General features: G+C 37.7%; 21 protein-coding genes. 9 read left to right on the plus strand and 12 right to left on the minus strand.

What is annotated here, in order from left to right; all coding sequences use genetic code 11:
* The first annotated feature begins 9 nt into the window (after positions 1 to 9).
* A complete protein-coding gene (locus ESV24_RS01600; protein WP_111813769.1) occupies positions 10 to 1548 on the plus strand; it encodes a T9SS type A sorting domain-containing protein in 1539 nt (512 codons plus the stop codon).
* A gap of 178 nt (positions 1549 to 1726) precedes the next feature.
* Here the strand turns inward: ESV24_RS01600 and ESV24_RS01610 are convergent, their stop codons facing one another.
* Together ESV24_RS01610 and ESV24_RS01615 are read right to left on the minus strand one after the other, a co-directional pair.
* On the minus strand, positions 1727 to 2365 hold the full coding sequence (locus ESV24_RS01610) for a response regulator (RefSeq protein WP_111813771.1): 639 nt from the start codon (positions 2363 to 2365) through the stop codon (positions 1727 to 1729).
* Positions 2358 to 4295: a tetratricopeptide repeat-containing sensor histidine kinase gene (locus ESV24_RS01615; RefSeq protein ID WP_111813773.1), complete on the minus strand. Its 1938-nt coding sequence runs from the start codon at positions 4293 to 4295 to the stop codon at positions 2358 to 2360. Before ESV24_RS01615 ends, ESV24_RS01610 begins: the two co-directional genes overlap by 8 nt.
* Positions 4296 to 4446: 151 nt before the next feature.
* Here ESV24_RS01615 and ESV24_RS01620 point away from each other — a divergent pair, with 151 nt between their 5' ends.
* Together ESV24_RS01620 and ESV24_RS01625 are read left to right on the plus strand one after the other, a co-directional pair.
* A complete protein-coding gene (locus ESV24_RS01620; RefSeq protein ID WP_111813775.1) occupies positions 4447 to 4941 on the plus strand; it encodes a T9SS type A sorting domain-containing protein in 495 nt (164 codons plus the stop codon).
* 27 nt (positions 4942 to 4968) lie between these two features.
* The gene (locus tag ESV24_RS01625) at positions 4969 to 5925 is read left to right on the plus strand and encodes a hypothetical protein (protein WP_111813777.1); all 957 of its coding nucleotides are present in this window, start codon (positions 4969 to 4971) and stop codon (positions 5923 to 5925) included.
* A 251-nt stretch (positions 5926 to 6176) separates the two neighbouring features.
* On the opposite strand, the gene ESV24_RS01630 is transcribed toward ESV24_RS01625, so the two are convergent.
* The 3 genes from ESV24_RS01630 to ESV24_RS15245 form a co-directional block, all read right to left on the minus strand.
* The gene (locus ESV24_RS01630; RefSeq protein ID WP_111813779.1) at positions 6177 to 6716 is read right to left on the minus strand and encodes a DUF4136 domain-containing protein; all 540 of its coding nucleotides are present in this window, start codon (positions 6714 to 6716) and stop codon (positions 6177 to 6179) included.
* A gap of 131 nt (positions 6717 to 6847) precedes the next feature.
* Positions 6848 to 8830 carry a urocanate hydratase gene (hutU, locus tag ESV24_RS01635; RefSeq protein WP_111813781.1) on the minus strand — a complete coding sequence of 661 codons (1983 nt, stop codon included), beginning with the start codon at positions 8828 to 8830 and terminating at the stop codon, positions 6848 to 6850.
* A 15-nt stretch (positions 8831 to 8845) separates the two neighbouring features.
* Positions 8846 to 9016 carry a C1orf53 family protein gene (locus ESV24_RS15245; protein ID WP_160110577.1) on the minus strand — a complete coding sequence of 57 codons (171 nt, stop codon included), beginning with the start codon at positions 9014 to 9016 and terminating at the stop codon, positions 8846 to 8848.
* 100 nt (positions 9017 to 9116) lie between these two features.
* Here ESV24_RS15245 and era point away from each other — a divergent pair, with 100 nt between their 5' ends.
* Together era and ESV24_RS01645 are read left to right on the plus strand one after the other, a co-directional pair.
* Entirely contained in the window at positions 9117 to 10004 is an 888-nt protein-coding gene (gene era / locus ESV24_RS01640; protein ID WP_111813783.1) for a GTPase Era, read from the plus strand.
* 1 nt (position 10005) lies between these two features.
* Positions 10006 to 10803 (plus strand): M90 family metallopeptidase, encoded by a 798-nt coding sequence (locus tag ESV24_RS01645; protein ID WP_111813785.1) that lies wholly within the window; start codon positions 10006 to 10008, stop codon positions 10801 to 10803.
* A 27-nt stretch (positions 10804 to 10830) separates the two neighbouring features.
* On the opposite strand, the gene ESV24_RS01650 is transcribed toward ESV24_RS01645, so the two are convergent.
* Positions 10831 to 11319, minus strand: a complete 489-nt coding sequence (locus tag ESV24_RS01650; RefSeq protein ID WP_111813787.1) for a GTP-binding protein — start codon at positions 11317 to 11319, stop codon at positions 10831 to 10833.
* 80 nt (positions 11320 to 11399) lie between these two features.
* Between ESV24_RS01650 and der the strand changes: the two genes are divergently transcribed.
* The gene (gene der / locus ESV24_RS01655; RefSeq protein ID WP_111814123.1) at positions 11400 to 12707 is read left to right on the plus strand and encodes a ribosome biogenesis GTPase Der; all 1308 of its coding nucleotides are present in this window, start codon (positions 11400 to 11402) and stop codon (positions 12705 to 12707) included.
* 68 nt (positions 12708 to 12775) lie between these two features.
* Here der and ESV24_RS01660 read toward each other — a convergent pair whose 3' ends face one another.
* The 6 genes from ESV24_RS01660 to ESV24_RS01685 form a co-directional block, all read right to left on the minus strand.
* Positions 12776 to 13285: a TPM domain-containing protein gene (locus ESV24_RS01660; RefSeq protein WP_160110578.1), complete on the minus strand. Its 510-nt coding sequence runs from the start codon at positions 13283 to 13285 to the stop codon at positions 12776 to 12778.
* Between the two features lie 21 nt (positions 13286 to 13306).
* Complete coding sequence (locus ESV24_RS01665) at positions 13307 to 14095, minus strand: TPM domain-containing protein (RefSeq protein WP_111813791.1); 789 nt, start codon at positions 14093 to 14095, stop codon at positions 13307 to 13309.
* Positions 14096 to 14159: 64 nt separating this feature from the next.
* Positions 14160 to 14621 (minus strand): TPM domain-containing protein, encoded by a 462-nt coding sequence (locus tag ESV24_RS01670; protein ID WP_111813793.1) that lies wholly within the window; start codon positions 14619 to 14621, stop codon positions 14160 to 14162.
* Positions 14622 to 14697: 76 nt separating this feature from the next.
* The gene (locus ESV24_RS01675; protein WP_111813795.1) at positions 14698 to 15300 is read right to left on the minus strand and encodes a LemA family protein; all 603 of its coding nucleotides are present in this window, start codon (positions 15298 to 15300) and stop codon (positions 14698 to 14700) included.
* A gap of 14 nt (positions 15301 to 15314) precedes the next feature.
* Entirely contained in the window at positions 15315 to 15644 is a 330-nt protein-coding gene (locus tag ESV24_RS01680) for a MerR family transcriptional regulator (protein ID WP_111813797.1), read from the minus strand.
* Between the two features lie 38 nt (positions 15645 to 15682).
* Positions 15683 to 16660: a M23 family metallopeptidase gene (locus ESV24_RS01685; RefSeq protein ID WP_111813799.1), complete on the minus strand. Its 978-nt coding sequence runs from the start codon at positions 16658 to 16660 to the stop codon at positions 15683 to 15685.
* Positions 16661 to 16782: 122 nt separating this feature from the next.
* Here ESV24_RS01685 and alaS point away from each other — a divergent pair, with 122 nt between their 5' ends.
* The 3 genes from alaS to ESV24_RS01700 all read left to right on the plus strand — a co-directional run bounded on the left by alaS (position 16783) and on the right by ESV24_RS01700 (position 21288).
* Positions 16783 to 19395 carry an alanine--tRNA ligase gene (alaS, locus tag ESV24_RS01690; RefSeq protein WP_111813801.1) on the plus strand — a complete coding sequence of 871 codons (2613 nt, stop codon included), beginning with the start codon at positions 16783 to 16785 and terminating at the stop codon, positions 19393 to 19395.
* A 261-nt stretch (positions 19396 to 19656) separates the two neighbouring features.
* Positions 19657 to 20628: a GSCFA domain-containing protein gene (locus ESV24_RS01695; RefSeq protein ID WP_111813803.1), complete on the plus strand. Its 972-nt coding sequence runs from the start codon at positions 19657 to 19659 to the stop codon at positions 20626 to 20628.
* 135 nt (positions 20629 to 20763) lie between these two features.
* Entirely contained in the window at positions 20764 to 21288 is a 525-nt protein-coding gene (locus tag ESV24_RS01700) for a Riean_0653 family protein (RefSeq protein ID WP_146743120.1), read from the plus strand.
* Positions 21289 to 21356: the final 68 nt, after the last annotated feature.

Raw genomic sequence — 21356 nt, forward strand, 5'->3', positions numbered from 1 at the left:
ATATTCTTTATGAAGTCGATATTTACTCTATTCGCAATTTTCGCGGTAACATTAGTACAAGCCCAATGGACAAATGATACCGATGTAAACACACTTGTAGGTGAGTCTGGAGAGCTAGACGTACAGTCACGTGGCACATCTGACGGACAAACTTATGTTGTATATTGGAAAAATGTATCAGCACCGGTTAATATTGAATTGCGAATACAAGTTATGGATGCTGATGGCAACCAAACACTTGGTAGCGATGGTATTCTGGTAAGTGATTTATTACCAATGAGTACTTTTACTGTAATAATGACTACTACCGTAGATAATAACGACAATCTTTATATAGGTGCTAATGGAGTTCAGGTTGGGAGCGGAAATATTGTAACAGTTTTACCGCTTTCTTCAGGTGGAGCCATTGTTAGTTGGCTTACTGGAAGTGGTGCAGTTATGCAAAAACTTGATGCCAATGGTAGCCCAGTCTGGCCAGCCACCCAACCACTTACAACTGGTGCTGGACTTGCAGCACCAGGAAATTTCTTTGAAGTTTCTGGTGGAGAATACGTTGCTGTTTTCCATAAAGTTCTAAGTGGTATAAGCTCATTTTTATATGCTCAGAGGTTCGATGTAGATGGAAACCCAGTATGGGCAAATGCAGTGCAAATTGCAGACAGAGCAATTGCATTTAACCGCTCATATACAGGTTTACAAGACGGTGATGTAGTTTATATGGGTTATTCGGCTTCCGCTGGAACACGTTTTGACTCTTATTTACAACGTATAAACCCAGATGGATCATTGCCTTGGGGTGTTAATGGTGCCGATTTTGACACCAATGAAACTGATTACGAAATGGATACCAAAATTGCATTCCAAACTGGTTCACAAAACATTTGGGCCGTTGCAACTTATTCAAATACAAGCCAAGGGGAACACGGAGAATATGTTCAAAAGTTTGATAAAGATACTGGAGCACGCGCATTTACCAATAATGCAAAAGAACTATTTCCAATCGGTTCTGAAAAAATTCATGCTGGAAGTCTTCAACTAAGAAACAATAGTCCTTTGTTTATTATTAAGGATGGTTTAGATAATGGTGTTTCACCCGTAACGCTACATTCAGTTTATCTTGATGAAAACGGTGATTTTTCTTGGCCGGAAGAAACACGGCCTGTTGCTACATTTTCAGCCTCAAAAAGTAGAATTGGATTTACTAAGCAAGCTGCCACGCAAAGTGTAGCCGTTTTTTCTGAAGACAAGGGTGATGGCCAAAAAATCTACGCGCAAAATGTGATTGATGAAACGGCAGGAGTTGAGAATTTCTCAAATGTAACTATATTCTTAACCAACCCTGTAAAAGAAGAAATGTTTATTAGTAGCGATTCCCCGATTGAAGAAGTTTCAATTTTCAATGTTTTAGGACAGCAAATATTCGCCTCCAAATACAATGACGAAAGTTCAATTAACATAAATACCCAACATTGGAATAAAGGGATTTATTTTATGAATGTCTCTACTAATACAGGAATTAAAACTGGCATAAAACTAGTTAAACACTAAGTCTGCAATATTTTTATTTGCAAGTAAGTTCTTATTATTTCTTAGTCCCCGGCGGATATTCTGCAAGAATTTTCATCACTATTTCACGGATGCGTTCTTCTTTTCGTTCCCTATTTTGTGTAACTAAATGTGCACATCCATTACCTTGCCATACACGATTATTTGTGCTTCAAATAAATTATAAATAATCCAAGTATTTATTCTCATTTACAAAACCAACAAGCCTGGCTGTATTATTTACATTTAGTTTTGAGTAGAGATTTTTTCTATGGCTATCAACCGTATCAATACTTATAAAAAGCTTTTCAGCTATGTGACTATTTGTTAATCCTTCAACAATCAAAACTAGTATTTCTTTTTCCCGCTTCGTAATTTTCGGTAATTTTTTCTGCAGATTTAGCTCATAATTCAGTGCTTCTTGCGCTTCTGGGGATATATATTTTTGTCCAGAATGCACAACTTCTATGGCTTTCAAAATTTCAAATTTAGATGCATTTTTAAGCAAGTAACCTTTTGCACCGCTTTCAATCATTTTCCGAACGTAAGTGCCTTGTGTAAATGTGCTTAGGGCAATAATGTTTAGTGTGGGATATTTTTTTAACAGTAAAGCGGTGAGGTCAATGCCACTTAAATCGGGCAAGTTTATATCCATAAAAACAATATCGGCAGTTTGTGTAATGAAAAATTGTTCGCAAAGTTTGGCATTTGTTGCGGTGCCAACAATTTTAACTGTAGTTTGGTCTTCCAGTAAAGATTGTATTCCTTCAATAATCATTTGATGGTCATCAACTATTAAAAGTTTTATTGGATTACACATGTAGTTCAATGTTTACTGAAGTTCCATTGTTTAGTGATGTTTCGGTATCTATAATACCGTTAAGATAATGAACGCGATATGCAATGTTGTCTAAACCACTTCCTTCTTTGTTTTCAAGAGTGCTTTTATCATAGCCAATACCATTGTCTTCAACCGTTATGGAAGTTTTGCTTTCTGATAAAGCCAACTGTACAATTATTTCTGAAGCTTTTGAGTGCTTTACAGCATTGTTTGTTAGTTCTTGAATAATTCGATATACAAATACTTCAGCGGTATTTTTTAGTTTTCTGTTAACGCCTATTTTCTGATAGTTAACAGTGATCTTAGATGAAGACTGTATGCCATTACAATAATCGCGAAGGGCTTCATTGAGGCCAAATTTCACAAGTGCTTCTGGCATAAGGTTTTGTGCTACTTTTCGTAAATCTACGATAGTATTGTCTAGCATATTCAATGATTTATCAAACTGAACAGCATTTTCTGGGGTAAGTATTAGGTTTTCTTTCATGTTTATAAAGGATAGTTTTGTGCCAGAGAGCAAACCGCCCAAGCCATCGTGAAGATCTTTTGCAATGCGGCCTCGTTCTTCTTCTTGGCCTTTTAGCATGGCATCTACGGTAAGAAGTTGTTTGTCTTTTTCGAGCTCAGCTATTTTCAGGCTTTGTACTTTCCGTTTGTTTTTAAAATTCCAATAGATTAAAAAGGCGATGAGCAATAAAGCTATCGATGAACCAATAAGGATTTTATTAAGATTTGCTTTTTTTTCGTTTTCTGTTTTTAGCTCGAATACTTCTTTTTCAGACATTAATTTAGCGATCTCGTTTTTGTTTTCTTGTGAAAATACCGAGTCGTTCATTTTTGTTGCTATTACTAAATTTTCATAGGCATTTTTATGATCCCCTTTTAATCCTTGCAGTTTAGATAGGTAAAGTGTAATATCGCCAACCGCTTGGATGTTATTGCTTTTTTTTGAAATATTTAAAGCTCTTAAATAAAATGATTCGGCATCATTAAATAATCCAATTTTAGTTTTAGGAACTATCGGGTTTTTAATGTTTTTTAAAAGCGAATCATTTGTTGCCACGATTACATATAAATCACCCAAATACGATAAACAATAGGCAGTTGTTGTTCTTTCCGGTGCTACTTCATCTAAAAGAGCTTTAGCTTCAAGTTTAAGATCAATACTTTTTAATGGATCTGATTCATAATATATATCTGATTGTTCATTTAAAGTACCCGCTAAATAGAATTTCTCGTCTAATTTTTTAAACGAGGTTGCTGCTTTACTTAAATAAGTATCAGCTTTTTTAAAGTCTTTTAAAAACCTATAAATAACTCCAGTCATCATTGAATTGTGTGCAGTAAGTACTTCTGGAGTACTTTTAGTTGTATACTTTTCTGCCAATAAATTATATTTCAGTCCATTTTGATAATTACCCTGGGCAACAGCTACCATGGACAATCCAGAATATGCTTTTGCTGTGGTTACTGAATCATTTTCCTTTGTTATTTCAACCGCCTTTAAATAGTGTTTTGTGGCTTCTACATGACTGGATTTTCTAGAATAATACCTGCCTAAACTGATATAATTTTTCGCAAGTTCTAATGTATTATTTAGCCTATTATTTATTTTTAAGGCTTCAGTTAACGTGGCTATAGCATGGTCTTGATCTACATATTTGCTTTCAACATCCGCTTTTGCTAAAAGTGCACCTGCCAGAATCTGGTCGTCCTTAAAGGAATGGGCAATCTTCATCATTTCTTCAACCAGAACGAGTACAGAATCTTTATTGCTTGTTTGAATTTTGCTTATTTCATCACGCATTTCTTGAAATTGCGCTTCAGTCATTTTGGGTTTCGTTTGCTGCGAAAAGCCAATGAAAATCCCAAAAGAATAAACAATGCAGAGTGTTAGTAGTTGTCTCATATTCTAAAGTTTTACTGAAATAAATGTAGGCAAAGATTTGCGATTATTTTTCAATTATTCTATCAGTAATCTAAAAATCACCCTTTTACGTGAGATAAAAATGTAGCGATAAACTGACCTTTGGAATGTATTAACCATAAAAAATTTAATTATGAAAAAAGCATCCTTTTTAGTAGTTATTGCAATACTAGCAATAAGCATGACACAGGCGCAGAGTTTGAGTCAAGTAGTAATAGCAAGTTCTGGAGCAACCATTAGTGGAGCGTCCAACACATTAAGCTTTACCGCTGGAGAAGCCGCTATTGGAAAAATCTCCAACGGCCCAACCTTGGGCCAAGGCTTTTGGCTGGGCGCCATTGAAGCAGTGGTATTGAGCAATGAAGACTTCACCCTTGAAGCACAAATGACGGTATATCCAAATCCGGTTACAGATCACCTTAATATCAAATTTAAAGATATGGCTGGAGAAGTTTTTGGTATATCGGTTTATGACGTTACTGGTAAGCAGGTTTATAAAAAAGAATTTACAAATAGCGCTTCCAATGAAACCATAGAATTTAGTGGGTTTAGTAGTGGCTTGTATATTTTGAATATATCGCAAAACGCTACCAAAAAATCAAAATCATTTAAAATAATCAAGCACTAAAAATTTCAACTTATAAATTTTACAATTATGAAAACAATAAAAACAAGTATCGCTATTGCAATATCCGTACTAACATTTTCAGGAATGGTTGCGCAAAATAAAAATGAAGAAGGAGTAGCAACTACAGTTACTGCAAACAGGTCTGCCGCTGCTGAGCTTATAAACTATCAAGCAGTTGCAAGAAATGCTGGGGGAGCCCTTATGACGAATGCCGCCATAACTATAGATTTTGAAATAAGAAATGGTGCAGGAGGATCAGCCGTTTTCAATGAAACCCAAAGCCTTACTACAGATGCCAACGGCGTGTTTTCAGCACAAATTGGTGCGGTCACCTCACTTGAAGGAGTAAACTGGGCAGGTTTAGACCCATGGTTACAGGTTAAACTTAACGGAACCAATGTAGGTGAAACCCAAATGGCGAGTGTGCCCGGTGCTTTGTACAGTAAAAACAGTGGTTCTGTAATGATTTATGGATCAGGATCATCAAACGCCAATAAAATGATAATTCAGCATTCTCCTGCACTTCCTAACTGGGGCATTGAGTATGACGATGTTCAAGATAAAATAGGATTTTTAAATAATGGATTTAGGCAACTAAGCATCAATTTAAATGACGGAACTTTGCAAACTTATGGACACTTAGGTGTGTTTCAGACCACAACTACACCAGCATTAAACAGAATTTATGGAAATTCTGTGCCTGTTGCCTTTGGGAAAATAGCTACGGGTGGATCTATTGTATCCGGTTATGGAATAACTTCAGTAACTAGAACAGGAACAGGTATTTATTTAGTGACTTTAGATATTTCAGCAGCTACAAGTGATGCTTTAATTCCTTTAATAACTCCCAATACAGCTTCTGGAGCTGGAGAAATAACTGGTTTCAATCAAGTTTCTGCAAATAGTTTTGAAGCGAAAATATTTAATGAGAATGGAGCAGCAAAGGACTCTGCCTTTAGTGTCGTAATTTTTGCTAATCAGTAATATATCCAAGTCCTACATCCAAACATATTCAGCCTTTGAGGAGGGGTTTTATATAGAGATATAGTTTTTTTCAGCGTATGCCGTAAGGTGTGCAGAAAAGGTTTCGGGAATTTATTTTTCTGAAATTTTTTTTTTGTGATACTTCTTTTTAATTGTTTAGGACTTCTATTTTGGTTCTTATTTTTTCATAGTCGCAAACGATTAAAGACAAAAGGCTTTTACAGATCTACCATAAAAGCCTTTTTAAAAAATTATTTCTTGTTCACGCCTGGCGGATATTCCGCTAAAATTTTCATCACTATTTCACGGATGCGTTCTTCCTTTTTCTCCATACTACTAGTCACCAAGTCTGCGCTACCCATACCTTGCCAAACAAGATTGTTGGTTTTTGCGTCAATTAAATCTATGTAAAGCGTGCCTTCAGTGGAACGAGAAATATTGCTACCGCCATAATAGCCGCCGTAATACCAAGGATTCCAGCCCCAGCCCATTCCAAAATTATTGTTGTAAACATCAAGGCGCTCACGTTCTTTGGTGAAAATGCTAACAAGCAAATCTGGGGTCTCTGATTTTGCCATTCCTTTAATGGAAAGATTTTCCTCAATTGCGCGGAGAATACGTTTTTTGTCAAGGTCGCTGATTTCAGCTTTGTCTATTCCCGGCTTGAAAAATGCGAATGATTTGTACTGATTAAAATTTACTTCTTTATCGAAATCTGTCGCCACACGAACAGTGGAGCAGGATGCGAATACAAAAAGCAATAATAGTGGTAAAAATTTAAGTGCTTTCATAATTTTGTTTTTTTACCACGAATACACGTATATTTTTTAAGTTCTCAAACCTTTAGTAGGTTTCTCACAATAGCCATCGAGAGCATTCTTCCTTAAATTTTATTCGTGTATTCGTGGTTGTTTCTTTTCTTTTAAGTGAATAATTTATCATCAACGAAATTAGGAAGCGTAACCTTTAAACTCGGATTGTTTTCCATCGCACGTTTTATTGCGAAAACAGCTTCTTCATTCCGTGCCCAACTGCGCCGTGCAATTCCATTATTTACATCCCAGAAAAGCATATTTTCCAAGCGTCGTTGCGCATCATCACTTCCATCAAGAACCATTCCGAAACCGCCATTTATCACTTCTCCCCAACCAACGCCACCGCCGTTGTGAATGCTAACCCAAGTAGCGCCGCGAAAGCTATCGCCAATTACGTTTTGTATGGCCATATCTGCGGTAAATCTGCTGCCGTCATAAATATTTGAGGTTTCGCGATAAGGTGAATCGGTACCCGAAACATCGTGATGGTCGCGCCCCAAAATTATAGTGCTAATTTTCCCTTCGGAAATGGCTTTGTTGAAAGCTGAAGCAATCTGCACACGCCCGTCTGCATCAGCATAAAGTATGCGCGCTTGCGAACCAACCACCAACTTATTTTCCTGAGCACCTTTTATCCACGTTATATTATCCTGCATTTGTTGCCGGATTTCCACAGGTGATTTTTTCATTAATTCTTCCAAAACTTCAGAAGCTATTTCATCCGTTTTTTGAAGATCTTCCGGTTTGCCTGAAGCACAAACCCAGCGGAAAGGCCCGAAACCGTAATCAAAACACATTGGGCCCATTATATCTTGTACGTATGAAGGATATCTGAATTCTTTGTTTTTATCTTCTGAAAGTACATCCGCACCGGCACGCGAAGCTTCCAATAGGAAAGCATTGCCGTAATCGAAAAAGTATGTGCCTTTTGCGGTGTGTTTGTTGATTGCTTCTACTTGGCGACGCAAACTTTTCTGAACTTCTTTTTTAAACTGTTCTGGGTTATTGGCCATCATTTCATTGGCTTCTTCATAAGTCAAGCCAACGGGATAGTAACCGCCAGCCCACGGATTGTGTAAGGAAGTTTGATCGCTACCCAAATCAATGTGAATATTATCTTCAGCAAATTTTTCCCAAACTTCAACTATATTTCCATCGTATGCGATAGAAACGGTTTCTTTATTTGCCGTTGCTTCTTTCACACGTTTTGAAAGGGCGTTCAAATCTGAAATCACTTCATCAACCCAACCTTGGCTATGTCTAGTTTCAGTAGCTTTTTTGTTCACTTCGGCGCAAACTGTTACACATCCAGCAATGTTTCCAGCTTTTGGTTGTGCACCGCTCATTCCGCCGAGACCGGAGGTTAGGAACAAACCGCCTTTTGTCTCTTTTTTAATTTTTCTGAAACCATTCAAAACAGTAATCGTAGTTCCATGAACAATTCCCTGCGGACCAATGTACATATAGCTTCCCGCTGTCATTTGACCGTATTGGGTTACGCCAAGTGCGTTGAATTTTTCCCAATCATCTGGTTTTGAATAATTCGGAATCATCATTCCATTGGTGACCACAACTCGTGGAGCATCTTTATGTGAAGGAAATAAACCCATAGGATGCCCAGAATACACTGCGAGAGTCTGCTCGTCAGTCATTTCCGAAAGATATTTCATCGTTAAAAGATACTGCGCCCAATTTTGAAAAACCGCGCCGTTGCCTCCATAAGTTATCAATTCGTGAGGATGTTGTGCTACGGCATAATCCAAGTTGTTTTGGATCATTAACATTATTGCTTTTGCCTGCTGAGATTTCCCTGGGTATTCATCAACGGGACGGGCATATATTTTATAATCGGGACGGAAGCGATACATATAAATCCGACCATATTTTTCAAGTTCTTCGCGAAACTCGGGTAGAAGTGTGGCGTGGTGTTTTGGCTCAAAATAGCGAAGCGCATTGCGAAGTGCCAATTCCTTTTCTTCTTTAGTAAGAATATCTTTGCGTTTTGGCGCGTGATTTATGGATGTATCGTAAGGCTTCTTTTCAGGTAAAAGGGAAGGAATGCCTTGTTGTATTGCTTCTTTAAAAGTCATTTTTTAAAAGTATTTTTATTCATGCTTTCCAGTTTTCTTATCAAATCCATACGGACAGTGCCTGCAACCACTTTCGCAACAATAGCCACGCTTTAAATGGTATTGCTCTGTGAAGCATTTATAACCTTCGGGCGTTATGTAATAATCGCCTTCTTCAATGATTGTATTTTTCTTTGGAAATAGCATTATACAAAAGTAAGGATTTCAATGCTGAAAGTTTTAAAATTGAACCAAATCCAATGTTTTAAGATTTAAGCTTTAAATTTGCAAAACCAATTCTAAGGAAATGACAAAACACAAAGCCGGATTCGTAAATATTATAGGAAACCCAAACGTAGGTAAAAGTACGTTGATGAACGCGTTTGTGGGCGAGCGACTTTCCATAATCACTTCCAAAGCACAGACCACGCGCCACCGTATTTTGGGGATTGTGAATGGTGATGATTTTCAAGTACTTTTAAGCGATACGCCAGGAATCATAAAACCTGCGTATCAGTTGCAGGAAAGTATGATGAATTTTGTAAAATCTGCTTTTGAAGATGCCGATATTCTATTGTATTTGGTTGAATTGGGTGAAAAGGAATTGAAGGATGAAGCGTTTTTCAACAAAATAACCAATTCCAAAATTCCAGTCTTACTTCTTATAAATAAAATTGACACAGGCAATGAAGGGCTGCTTTCTGAAGCACTACAACTGTGGCAGGAAAAAGTTCCGAATGCTGAAATTTTTGCAATTTCCGCACTTAAAAATTTTGGTGTGCCCGAAGTTTTCAATCGAATTATAGAATTGCTTCCCGAGTCGCCAGCTTTTTATCCAAAAGACCAACTGACCGACAAACCCGAACGGTTTTTTGTGAACGAAGCCATTCGTGAAAAAATCTTGATCCACTACAAAAAGGAAATTCCCTATTCCGTTGAAATAGATACCGAGGAATTTTTTGAAGATGAAACCATTATCCGCATTCGCAGTGTAATTATGGTGGAGCGCGAAACGCAAAAAGGAATTATTATCGGCCACAAAGGTTCGGCACTAAAAAGGGTGGGGACTGAGGCTCGAAAGGATTTGGAAAAATTCTTTGGAAAACAAATTCATTTAGAACTTTACGTAAAGGTCAATAAAAACTGGCGTAGCGACGAAAGACAGCTACGTAGGTTTGGATATAACAACAAATAAAATGATTTATTTTATATTATTTGTACTGCTTGTAGCCTTCGCTGTATATGCTTACATTCAAAATAAAAAACGTCCAGTAGAAAATTTCCCAGAAGCATGGAAAAGTATTTTATCTGAAAAAGTATATTATTATCAAGAGCTTTCTGAAACTGAAAAAGACAGATTTCGTAAACGGATGATGGTTTTTTTGAGCGAGGTTTACATTGATACGGTTAATACGAAGTTGGAAACATTAGACAAGATTCTTATTGCGGCAAGTGCAGTTATTCCAGTTTTTGGTTTTCCAGAGTGGCATTATAATAATCTTAGTGGGATTATTCTATATCCAAATGATTTTAACGACGATTTAGAATTTGATCAAAGTGGTGATGCCAAAATAATCAGTGGTTTGGTAGGTTCTGGTAGATTTGAAAAACAAATGATTCTTTCTCGTAAGGCATTATATTACGGTTTTGAAAACGATACCGATAAAGCAAATACAGGAGTCCATGAATTTGTGCATTTAATAGATAAAATGGACGGTGTGACAGACGGAGTGCCTGAAAGATTATTGCAACGGCAATACATAGCACCTTGGCTAAAGTTGATTCACCAGGAGATGGAAGCTATAAATAATAATAAGTCTGACATTCGAAAATACGGCGGAACCAATCAAGTAGAATTTTTGGCTGTTGCTTCAGAATATTTCTTTGAACGCCCAGATTTATTTGAAAAAAAACATCCAGACTTATACCAAATGCTTTCTAAATGCTTTCAGCAAAATTCTGTTGATAGTAAGACTAAAAATGCTGATGTGTAATTTATTGTTTGTGAAACTTGAAATTTTTCAGCCTAAAGTTTCTAGCATAAAATCATAAAGCTCCCGCATTCCAGGCTTGCCTTTTTTCTTTCCTATCCTTCCTGCTACATAAAGTAAAACCCAAGCTATTATTAAGAATACAGCTAATCCTATTTGTAAATCTATTGGGTTTCCCAAGTTATAATTGGAGTACAACCAAGTTAAATCTACCATAAAAAGAATTCCCACGGCAACGTGAAGAAATATAAATAGCGTCCAAACGGTTGGGTTCGGCCCAAAAAAACCGTGAAGCGAACAATGATTTTCTGAAGTTTCAGAAATTTCCAAATGCAACTGTGGCGACCAAAAATGCTGCTGGTTATTCGGAAGCTTTATAAAAACGTGGTCGTCCACGCAGGAAACAACAAATTTGTCTTGTGATTTTTTTGCTTCTGAAAATTTCATAATCAGTTGTGAACAAGGCTGTTCAAGTTCCATTTGGAAACGTGGGCGCAATACTATTTCATTTGAAAGCATTTTTTACCTTTTATTTTTAAAGCGGTTAAAATAATATTTTTTCTGCCAACTAAAAGCTATTTTTGCACCCTAAAATTAAGATTATGAGTATTGTTGCCGTTGTAGGAAGACCAAACGTAGGGAAATCTACTTTTTTCAATAGATTAATTCAGCGTAGAGAAGCTATTGTGGATGCCACTAGCGGCGTTACTCGTGACCGTCATTACGGAAAAAGCGATTGGAATGGAAAAGAATTTTCGTTAATAGATACCGGCGGATATATAAAAGGAAGCGACGATATTTTTGAAGCTGAAATTGATAAACAAGTAGAGCTAGCAATAGACGAAGCTGATGCTATAATCTTTATGGTTGACGTGGAAAGTGGCGTTACCGGAATGGATCAAGAAGTTGCAAAACTGCTTCGTCGTTCAAAGAAACCGATTTTTTTGGCAATCAACAAAGTTGATGCAGCCTCGCGTGTAAACGCTGCTTTGGAGTTTTATTCACTAGGTTTTGAGCATCAATATAACCTATCAAGTATTAATGGCAGTGGCACCGGTGAATTGCTTGACGATTTAGTGAAAGCATTACCAGACCGCGAAGAAGAAGATAATAGTGAGCTTCCACGTTTTGCGGTGGTTGGTCGTCCAAATGCCGGAAAATCTTCTTTCATAAACGCCTTAATAGGCAAGGATAGATATATTGTTACTGACATTGCGGGAACGACCCGAGATAGTATAGATACTAAGTACGACCGTTTTGGTTTTGAGTTTAACTTGGTTGATACGGCCGGGATTCGTAAAAAAAGTAAAGTAAAAGAAGACTTGGAGTTTTACTCTGTAATGCGAAGCGTTCGCGCCATTGAGCATTGCGATGTAATCATCCTTATTTTTGATGCTACACGTGGTTTTGACGGGCAGGTTGAAAACATTTTCTGGTTGGCACAGCGCAACAATAAAGGGATTGTGATTCTAGCCAACAAATGGGATTTGGTGGAAGACAAAGAAAGTAGCAGCGTGAAGGATTATGAAAAATACATCCGCCAGCAGTGCGAACCTTTTGTAGATGTGCCTATTGTTTTTGTTTCTGTACTTACAAAACAACGTATTTATAAAGCTATTGAAACTGCGGTTGAAGTTTACCAAAACAGAAGTAAAAAAGTTAAGACAAGTGAATTGAACGAAGTTATGCTTCCTATAATTCAAGCTTATCCGCCGCCAGCTTATAAGGCAAAATATGTGAAAATAAAATTCTGTACACAGCTGCCAACGCCCTATCCAAGTTTTGCATTTTTCTGTAATCTTCCGCAGTATGTAAAAGATCCGTACAAACGTTTTATTGAGAATAAACTTCGGGAAAACTTCGATTTTTCGGGGGTTCCGATTACGGTTTATTTTAGGAAGAAGTAGGTTTGAGTTAGATTAATTTTTTAGGATATTTTTCTTAAACTTTTTGATGCCATTCTAGTTGCTTTGATTTATGGGGTATTGCTATTATCCCATATTTTTATTATTGCGTTAACGCCCATATCTATTCCTTCATAATATTTATCTTCTTTAAATTTTGGGATCATAACACTGTCAATTATTTGCTTACAGATGGAATCGGTTAAAACTTTTTCTGTTCCGTAGCCCGTGCTTATGGCAACTTTTCTCAGTGGTTTTGAAAAAACAATTAAAAGACCATTATCAATATCTTTTTGCCCAACGCCCCAATAATTTCCTAAATCACTAGCATATTTTTGAATGTCATTATAAGGAGAAATAGAGTCTACAGTTACCACTGCTATCTGTCGCGTTGTTTTATCTCCGTATTGAACTAGTTTGGTGGCAAGGTCTATATTTTCTGAGATTGAAAATATATTAGAGTTATCTACTATCGCTAAAGAATTTGGGTTGTCTTGAAAAATTGTTAAGTATTCTTTACCCTGACTTTTACAGGAAAAAATTGATGCAAAAATTACAAAGGATAATAATGATAGTTTCATAATTAACATATACATTAAAATTTACCACCCTCCAGAAGCACCACCACCACCAAAGCCTCCACCTCCGAAACCACCACCAAAGCCGCCACCGCCTCCACCGCCGAAACTTCCGCCACCACCACCGAAACCTCCACTTCGGCCAAGACTACTTAGCACAATAATATCTAGCAAGCCTCCACGTCCGCCTCCACGGCCTCCGCGGCCGCCTTTACTAATAAGCGCTATAACAATAATGATAAAAATAAAGATGATAAAAAACGGAATTTTACCGCCTGTCTTCTTCCCAAAATCGCGATCTTCCTTGAATTCGCCTTTTAATGCTGCAAAAATTGCGTCACTTCCTTGATCTAGGCCGTTATAATAATTCCCTTCCTTAAATTGTGGAATCATTATTCGATTTATAATGCGTTCAGACATTAAATCAGTGATTCTATATTCAATTCCGTAACCTGTGTTTATGTCAACTTTGCGGTCGTCTTTGGCGAGGGTGATTACAATCCCGTTGTCTTCGCCATCTTGGCCAATTCCCCATTTCTGGCCCCATTCTGCACCAAGAATAGAAATATCTTCCCCGTTTGAGGAACCAATAATAATGCAAACAATTTGTGTGGAAGTAGAATCTGCGTACCGTACCAATTTGCTCTCCAATGCAGTTTTCTGTTCTGGTGTTAACAGATTAATATAATCGTACACCGAAGTCTGTTTTTCAGGCTTCGGCGGAATTTCATATTGCGCCGAAACATTTTGAGAACAAAATGTAATAGCGATTAAAACAAATAGGAATTTATATTTCTGAAGAAAGTTTTTCATTGAATTTGTTTACTGCCAACTTTTTTGGTTGCTGAGCGGAGCCGAAGCACTGAATACTTTAAAATCAACCTACCGAAATATCGTTCGGCAATTCATTTTTATCGTCTTTTTTAAAAGGGAAATGCTTTTTAAGCTGTTCGCCTGCTTTTAAAATACCTTCTACCAAGCCTTGTTTCATCTCTCCATTTTTAAAATGGTTTATAATAATATCTTTGGTACTTTCCCAAAAATTTTGGCCAACAATATCATTAATGCCTTTATCACCCATAATTACTAGTGTACGGTCAGTTACGGCTACATATATTAGCACGCCGTTGCGTTCTGCTGTGTTTTCCATATTAAGCATATCAAACACTTCCGCTGCACGGTCAAAGGCGTCAATGTGTTCGTTTGGTTCTTCGGCGGAAATGGAACGTGGTTCTATATGCACTCGTATTTCACCAGAGGTGTTTTTTTCGGATATGCGTATGGCTTCAATTATTGCGGCTTCTTCTTCCGAAGTAAGAAAATCTTCAACTTTAGACATCTATTATTTCTTTAAATTCCAAAATACTTTCAGCTGTATAAACTGACTACTGCGACTGAGCACTGAACACTGACACCTATTCTTTTCCGAAGTCGAAATCTACTTTTGGAGCATTTTCACTACCGGCATCTGCTTCAAAATAAGCTTTTTCGTGGAAGCCTAAAAGTCCAGCAAACATTTTTGTAGGGAATTGATTGATTTCAGTATTGAACATACGCGCCTCTTCGTTGAATCTGTTTCGTTCTACATTGATGCGGTTTTCGGTGCGTTCCAGTTCGTTTATCAATTCCTTGAAATTTTCGTTCGCTTTTAAATCTGGGTATCTTTCAAAAACAGCCAATAAGCGCGAAAGGGCAGAAGTAACACCAGCCTGTGCTTGTTGAAATTGCGCCAACTGTTCAGGGGTAATGTTTGAAGGATCAATGTTTATGGATGTAGCTTTGCTTCGTGCTTCGGTAACGGCTATCAAGGTTTCCTGCTCAAATTCGGCATAGCCTTTTGCTGTGCTTACAATATTTGGAATCAGGTCTGCCCGGCGTTGGTAGGAGCTTTCCACATTAGCCCACTGTGCCGCGGCTTTCTCGTCCAAAACTACCAATTTGTTGTTGACACTCGCCAAATAGCCTCCAATAATTAAAATTAGGCCGAGAATAATAATAATGGGTAACCATTTTTTCATGATGCGATTGGATTTTAGAGTTGTTCTTTAATTTTTAAAAGTTCTGCTTTTACCGATTCCAATTTTCTGATAATCTCAAATTGGTCCAGTGTTTTTTGTTTGTTTTCCCTTAAATGAATTTTAGCGCCTTCCAGCGTAAACCCGCGTTCTTTCACCAAGTGATAGATAAGCTCAAGATTTGTGATGTCCTGTGGTGTAAACTTGCGGTTGCCTTTGGCATTTTTTTTCGGTTTCAATGCATCAAATTCCTTTTCCCAAAAACGAATCAACGAAGTATTAACGCTGAAAGCTTCGGCTACTTCGCCAATGCCGTAATATAATTTTTCTGGAAGGTCTATGTGCATTTTTTTCTAATTATGAATTTTGAATTCAGAATTCTGAATTAATCAAGGGATTGATTTTCTTCTTGCGATTTTCTCAGTATCTCTGAAAATTCTTCTGAAGTTAAACTTCCATAGTAAAAGTTTATAGGGTTAATGCGTTCGCCGTCTTTAAAAACTTCATAATGGCAGTGGGGTGCTTCACTTCTTCCGGTACTTCCCACGAAACCTATAATGTCTCCGCGCTGCACTTTTTGTCCTGCGCGAACATTGTATTTGTACAAATGTCCATACAAACTTTCATAGCCATAGCCGTGGTCTATTACAACGTGGTTTCCGTAACCTGTGGCGGTATTGTCGGCACGTGTAATCTTCCCGTCACCCGTTGCATAAACAGGCGTTCCTCGTGGAGCAGTAAAATCCATCCCGTAATGAAACTTTCGCGCTTTGGTAAAAGGATCTGTTCTGTACCCAAAACCTGAAGCCATTCGTGTAAGATCTTCGTTTTTTACCGGCTGTATTGCAGGAATTGCAGCCAAGAGTTTTTCTTTTTCTTCTGCAAGCTTTGCTATTTCGTCTAACGATTTTGATTGCACCACAATCTGCTTCGTCAAAATATCCAGATTACGGCTTGTGTTCACAATCAATTTTGAATTGTTAAAACCTTCCAAGTCCTTATAACGGTTTATACCTCCAAAACCTGCTTTTCTTTGTTCTTCAGGAATGGGATTGGTTTCAAAGTACACGCGGTACAAGTTATTATCGCGATCTTCTACTTCAGCAAGCACGGCTTGTGCTTGATTCATTTTTTTATTCAAAAGTTCAAACTGCAGTTCCATATTATTTAGCTCGCGCTGCAGCGCCAACTCCTTCGGTGTCTGCACTGAGGGAAGATTTATGTACACCAAAAGCAGCAAAAAACCACTCAGAAACATACCCAGAAGGCTAAGGGCGAAAATCTTTAGTTTTCTTCCTTTTCTCTTTTCTATTTTTCTGTACGAAAGCGTTTCGCTATCGTAGTAATATTTAACCTTAGACATGCGTTAAAAAATTGCTATTTTTGCGCCTTGCTTGTCAGCGCGAAGTAAAGGTAACGTTTTTACAAATATAGAAATTGTTTGCCAGTGCGCCCAACCATTAATTTAGTATAATTTTATAACAAATGAACTCGAAGGAAACCCGTTCCCAATTTTTAGAATTTTTCAAATCGAAACAACACCTTATTGTTTCATCAGCGCCGATGGTTGTTAAGAACGACCCAACGCTAATGTTTACCAATAGTGGAATGGCTCCGTTTAAGGAATATTTCTTAGGAAATGGAAAGCCCAAAAGCAACCGAATTGCCGATACCCAAAAATGTCTTCGCGTTAGCGGAAAACACAACGATCTTGAAGAAGTGGGGATGGATACGTATCATCACACAATGTTCGAAATGCTCGGAAACTGGAGTTTTGGAGATTATTTCAAAAAAGAAGCTATTGAGTGGGCTTGGGAACTTTTGACTGAAGTTTATAAAATTGACAAAGAGATTCTGTACGTAACCATTTTTGAAGGTGACGAAAGTGAGGGTTTGGAACGCGATACCGAAGCATACAATCTTTGGAAACAATTTGTTCCCGAAAACCGAATTTTAAACGGAAACAAAAAGGATAACTTTTGGGAAATGGGTGATCAAGGTCCCTGCGGACCGTGTAGTGAAATTCACGTTGATATTCGTTCGGCGGAAGAAAAAGCGAAAACTCCAGGGAAAGATTTGGTGAACAACGACCATCCGCAAGTGGTTGAAATCTGGAATCTGGTTTTTATGCAATTCAACCGAAAAGCCAGTGGCAGCCTCGAAAAGTTACCTGCCCAACACGTTGATACGGGAATGGGTTTTGAGCGTTTGTGCATGGTTTTGCAAAACAAACAAAGCAATTACGACACCGATGTTTTCACTCCTTTGATTCGCGAAATCGGCGCAATTACAAATACGAATTACGGAAAAGACGAGAGAAAAGACATCGCAATCCGGGTGATTGCAGACCACGTTCGTGCCGTTGCATTCTCTATTGCAGATGGCCAACTTCCAAGTAATACCGGTGCGGGATATGTGATACGAAGAATTTTAAGAAGAGCAATCCGCTATGGGTTTACGTTTTTGGACAAAAAGGAACCTTTCATTTATAAATTGATTGAAACGCTAAGCGCACAAATGGGCGATGCTTTTCCAGAACTTATTACTGAAAAGAATTTAATAACAAACGTTATTCGCGAAGAAGAAAATTCTTTTTTACGCACGCTGGACCAAGGTTTGGTTTTACTTGAAAATGTGATTGAAACTGCAGATTCTAAAGAAATTTCTGGAAAAAAAGCGTTTGAACTTTACGACACTTTCGGTTTCCCGATAGATTTGACTGCTCTGATTTTGCGCGAACGTGGTTATTCTTTAAACGAAAAAGAATTCGATACCGAACTGCAGCAACAAAAAGACCGTTCCCGCGCCGCAACAAAAGTAGAAACTGGCGACTGGGTTGTTTTGGAAAAAGACGATGTGGAAGAATTTGTGGGTTACGATACACTGGAAACCCAAGTAAAAATTACCCGTTACCGAAAAGTAGAAAGCAAAAAAGATGGTGAAATGTACCAATTGGTTTTCAATCTCACACCTTTTTACCCCGAAGGCGGCGGACAGGTTGGCGATAAAGGCTATTTGGAAGCTGTGGATGGTGGTGTAACCTATATTGTTGATACCAAAAAGGAGAACAATTTAATTATCCACTTTACAAAAACGCTTCCTCGAAATCCCGAAACTACGTTCAAAGCTGTAGTTGATGAAAAACAACGAAGCCGAACTTCTTCAAATCATACAGCTACGCATTTGCTACACCAAGGTTTGCGAAATATTCTGGGCGAACACGTTGCGCAAAAAGGAAGTATGGTTCATAGCCGCAATTTGCGATTTGATTTTTCCCACTTCGCTAAAGTCAGCGATGAGGAATTGAAACAAGTTGAAGATTTTGTAAACGCAAGAATCCGTGAAGGCATTGCTTTGGAAGAAAGAAGAAATATTCCATACCAACAAGCTCTTGACGAAGGTGCAATTGCACTTTTCGGTGAAAAATATGGCGATGCCGTTCGTGCGATTAAATTTGGGAAATCGATGGAACTATGCGGCGGAACGCACGTGCCAAATACGAATGATATTTGGCATTTTATCATTACTTCTGAAGGTGCGGTTGCTTCGGGAATTAGAAGAATTGAAGCTATAACGGGCGATTCTGCAAAGCAATATTTTATTGACAGAAGTAACTCTTTTGCATCACTTCAAAAAACATTGAACAACGCGCAGGATCCTGTAAAAGCTGTTGAAAGTTTACAGGAAGAAAATAATATGTTGCAGAAACAAATTCAGCAATTATTGAAAGATAAAGCCAAGAATTTAAAAGGTGAATTGAAAGCTGAAATAGAAGAAATAAACGGTGTAAATTTCTTAGCAAAAAAGATAGATCTTGACGCCGGCGGAATGAAAGATTTAGCCTTTGAACTTGGCGGCGAAACTGAAAATCTATTTTTGGTTTTTGGAGCTGAGCACGATGGCAAAGCTTTGCTGGCCTGCTATATTTCAAAAGAATTAGCAACCGACAGAAACCTAGATGCCGGAAAAATTATTCGTGAACTTGGAAAATACATTCAAGGCGGCGGCGGCGGACAAGCATTCTTTGCAACTGCGGGAGGGAAGAATCCTGCTGGAATAGATGAGGCTCTATCTATGGCAAAGCAATACGTTAAATAGGCTCGCAAAGGCGCAAAGACGCTAAGAAAAAACTTTGCGACTTCGCGTCTTTGCGAGAGAAAAAACTGTATTTTAAAAATCATGGAGCAAAATAATAATTTAACAGAGAATCAAATTGCTTCAATAATTGTTGATTGCTGTTATCATATTCATGTTGAATTGGGACCCGGATTATTGGAGTCCATTAATAAAAAATGGAATTAAAAGAATTGTAAATAACCTGTAAAACTTAGCGTCTTTGCGCCTTTGCGAGATAAAACAATGAAACTAATTACCGAAATACCCCTTAATCAAGAAGAAAATCAAATTGATTATTCTTCAAGAATACTTTTGTTGGGAAGTTGTTTCTCGGAAAATATTGGGGGGAAGTTTGATTATTATAAGTTTCAGAATTTGCAGAATCCATTTGGGATTATTTTTAATCCTGTTTCCATTGAAAAGCTGGTTGCTCGTGCAATTGAAAATCTGCCTTTTTCCGAAGAAGACATCTTTCAGCATAACGAAATCTGGAAATGTTTTGAAGTACATTCTGAGCTCTCTTCGTTGGATAAAATTGAATTTTTACGAAATCTTAATTCAGCGCTTCAAAATTTACGGGAAGCTTTATTTTCGGCAACACATATTATTTTTACGTTCGGTACCTCGTGGGTATACAGAAATATTGAAAGCGGTGAAATTGTTGCCAACTGCCATAAACTTCCGCAGAAAGATTTCACAAAAGAATTGCTGTCCATTGCTGTAATTTCAGAAATTATTCAAAATACATTTCAAAGAATTTCAGAAATAAACCCGGAAGCAACGATAATAAATACCGTTTCCCCCGTTCGGCATATTAAAGATGGGTTTGCGGAAAATTCGCTTAGCAAAGCGCACTTACTTTCAGCAATCCATCAACACTTCGACAGGCTCTGTGCGTCGTCATCAACCATCAACCATCAACCATTTTACTTTCCTTCCTATGAAATAATGATGGACGAGCTGCGCGATTACCGGTTTTATGCCGAAGACATGCTTCATCCCAACAAAACCGCCATCGAAATTATTTGGCAGAAATTCTCAAACGTGTGGATTGCTTCGGAAACAGAATCAATTCAAAAAGAAATTGCCTCCATTCAAAGTGCTTTGCTTCATAAGGCATTCAACTCTGAAAGCGACGAACATCTTCGGTTTTCAGAAAAACTTCAACTAAAAATTTCTTCACTTCAGCAACAATTTCCGCATATCCAGTTTTAGAAATCGTAATTCTAAAATGATACTTCGTAAATCATTATACGTCAATTGCCCTATTGTGAAAACTTCTCATTTGGGCCAATTTTGCTTCAACAATAATCACGTACTCGTTACGGCGGGGAACTAAAACCAAATATTATGAAAATATTCAACAAAACAATTTTAGTATTGATGGCAGTTATTGCCGTGAGTTTAACCTCTTGTAGTAAGGACGATGATGGTGGTGATGACCCAAGTGGTGGTACAGGTACTTTTTCTGCAAAAGTAGATGGGGCCAACTTTACATCATTAGACGGAACTGTTGCCGGTCAATTAACAGATGCAGGACCAACAAAAGTTCTTGCAATTTCAGCAGGTACTAGCCGATCTCAAAATTTACAAATGATCGTTACTACCTTTGATGGAGTGGGCACATACGATCTAAATTTCACAAATATTGGTACGTACAGTTATTTGCCAGATCCTAGCAATCCTGATCCAAGTTCCGTTGTAATCTTCACTACTGGGAACGGACAACCTTCAAACGGTCAACTTAAGGTTTCAAGTTTTGAAGGAAACGTAGCAAAAGGAACTTTTAGTTTTACGGCCTACAACCTAAATGATCTTTCCCAATCTATTTCGGTAACGGAAGGTGCTTTTAATATTGAATTGACTGTAAAATAAATAGAGTTTTCAACTGATAATAATTCTAATTAGGGATTTTTAACCGTGGATAAATCGAAAGGTTTATT

It is taken from the genome of Aequorivita lipolytica (genome assembly GCF_007997135.1).
GTDB lineage: Bacteria > Bacteroidota > Bacteroidia > Flavobacteriales > Flavobacteriaceae > Aequorivita > Aequorivita lipolytica.

Coding starts and splice junctions, on each gene's coding strand:
- alaS (WP_111813801.1), top strand. CDS start 16,783: ATGAACTCGAAGGAAACCCGTTCCCAATTTTTAGAATTTTTCAAATCG.
- ESV24_RS01660 (WP_160110578.1), bottom strand. CDS start 13,285: ATGAAACTATCATTATTATCCTTTGTAATTTTTGCATCAATTTTTTCC.
- ESV24_RS01685 (WP_111813799.1), bottom strand. CDS start 16,660: ATGTCTAAGGTTAAATATTACTACGATAGCGAAACGCTTTCGTACAGA.
- ESV24_RS01600 (WP_111813769.1), top strand. CDS start 10: ATGAAGTCGATATTTACTCTATTCGCAATTTTCGCGGTAACATTAGTA.
- ESV24_RS01615 (WP_111813773.1), bottom strand. CDS start 4,295: ATGAGACAACTACTAACACTCTGCATTGTTTATTCTTTTGGGATTTTC.
- ESV24_RS01670 (WP_111813793.1), bottom strand. CDS start 14,621: ATGTCTAAAGTTGAAGATTTTCTTACTTCGGAAGAAGAAGCCGCAATA.
- ESV24_RS15245 (WP_160110577.1), bottom strand. CDS start 9,016: ATGCTATTTCCAAAGAAAAATACAATCATTGAAGAAGGCGATTATTAC.
- ESV24_RS01630 (WP_111813779.1), bottom strand. CDS start 6,716: ATGAAAGCACTTAAATTTTTACCACTATTATTGCTTTTTGTATTCGCA.
- ESV24_RS01620 (WP_111813775.1), top strand. CDS start 4,447: ATGAAAAAAGCATCCTTTTTAGTAGTTATTGCAATACTAGCAATAAGC.
- ESV24_RS01610 (WP_111813771.1), bottom strand. CDS start 2,365: ATGTGTAATCCAATAAAACTTTTAATAGTTGATGACCATCAAATGATT.
- ESV24_RS01645 (WP_111813785.1), top strand. CDS start 10,006: ATGATTTATTTTATATTATTTGTACTGCTTGTAGCCTTCGCTGTATAT.
- era (WP_111813783.1), top strand. CDS start 9,117: ATGACAAAACACAAAGCCGGATTCGTAAATATTATAGGAAACCCAAAC.
- hutU (WP_111813781.1), bottom strand. CDS start 8,830: ATGACTTTTAAAGAAGCAATACAACAAGGCATTCCTTCCCTTTTACCT.
- ESV24_RS01695 (WP_111813803.1), top strand. CDS start 19,657: ATGAAACTAATTACCGAAATACCCCTTAATCAAGAAGAAAATCAAATT.
- ESV24_RS01625 (WP_111813777.1), top strand. CDS start 4,969: ATGAAAACAATAAAAACAAGTATCGCTATTGCAATATCCGTACTAACA.
- ESV24_RS01665 (WP_111813791.1), bottom strand. CDS start 14,095: ATGAAAAACTTTCTTCAGAAATATAAATTCCTATTTGTTTTAATCGCT.
- ESV24_RS01700 (WP_146743120.1), top strand. CDS start 20,764: ATGAAAATATTCAACAAAACAATTTTAGTATTGATGGCAGTTATTGCC.
- ESV24_RS01675 (WP_111813795.1), bottom strand. CDS start 15,300: ATGAAAAAATGGTTACCCATTATTATTATTCTCGGCCTAATTTTAATT.
- ESV24_RS01650 (WP_111813787.1), bottom strand. CDS start 11,319: ATGCTTTCAAATGAAATAGTATTGCGCCCACGTTTCCAAATGGAACTT.
- ESV24_RS01680 (WP_111813797.1), bottom strand. CDS start 15,644: ATGCACATAGACCTTCCAGAAAAATTATATTACGGCATTGGCGAAGTA.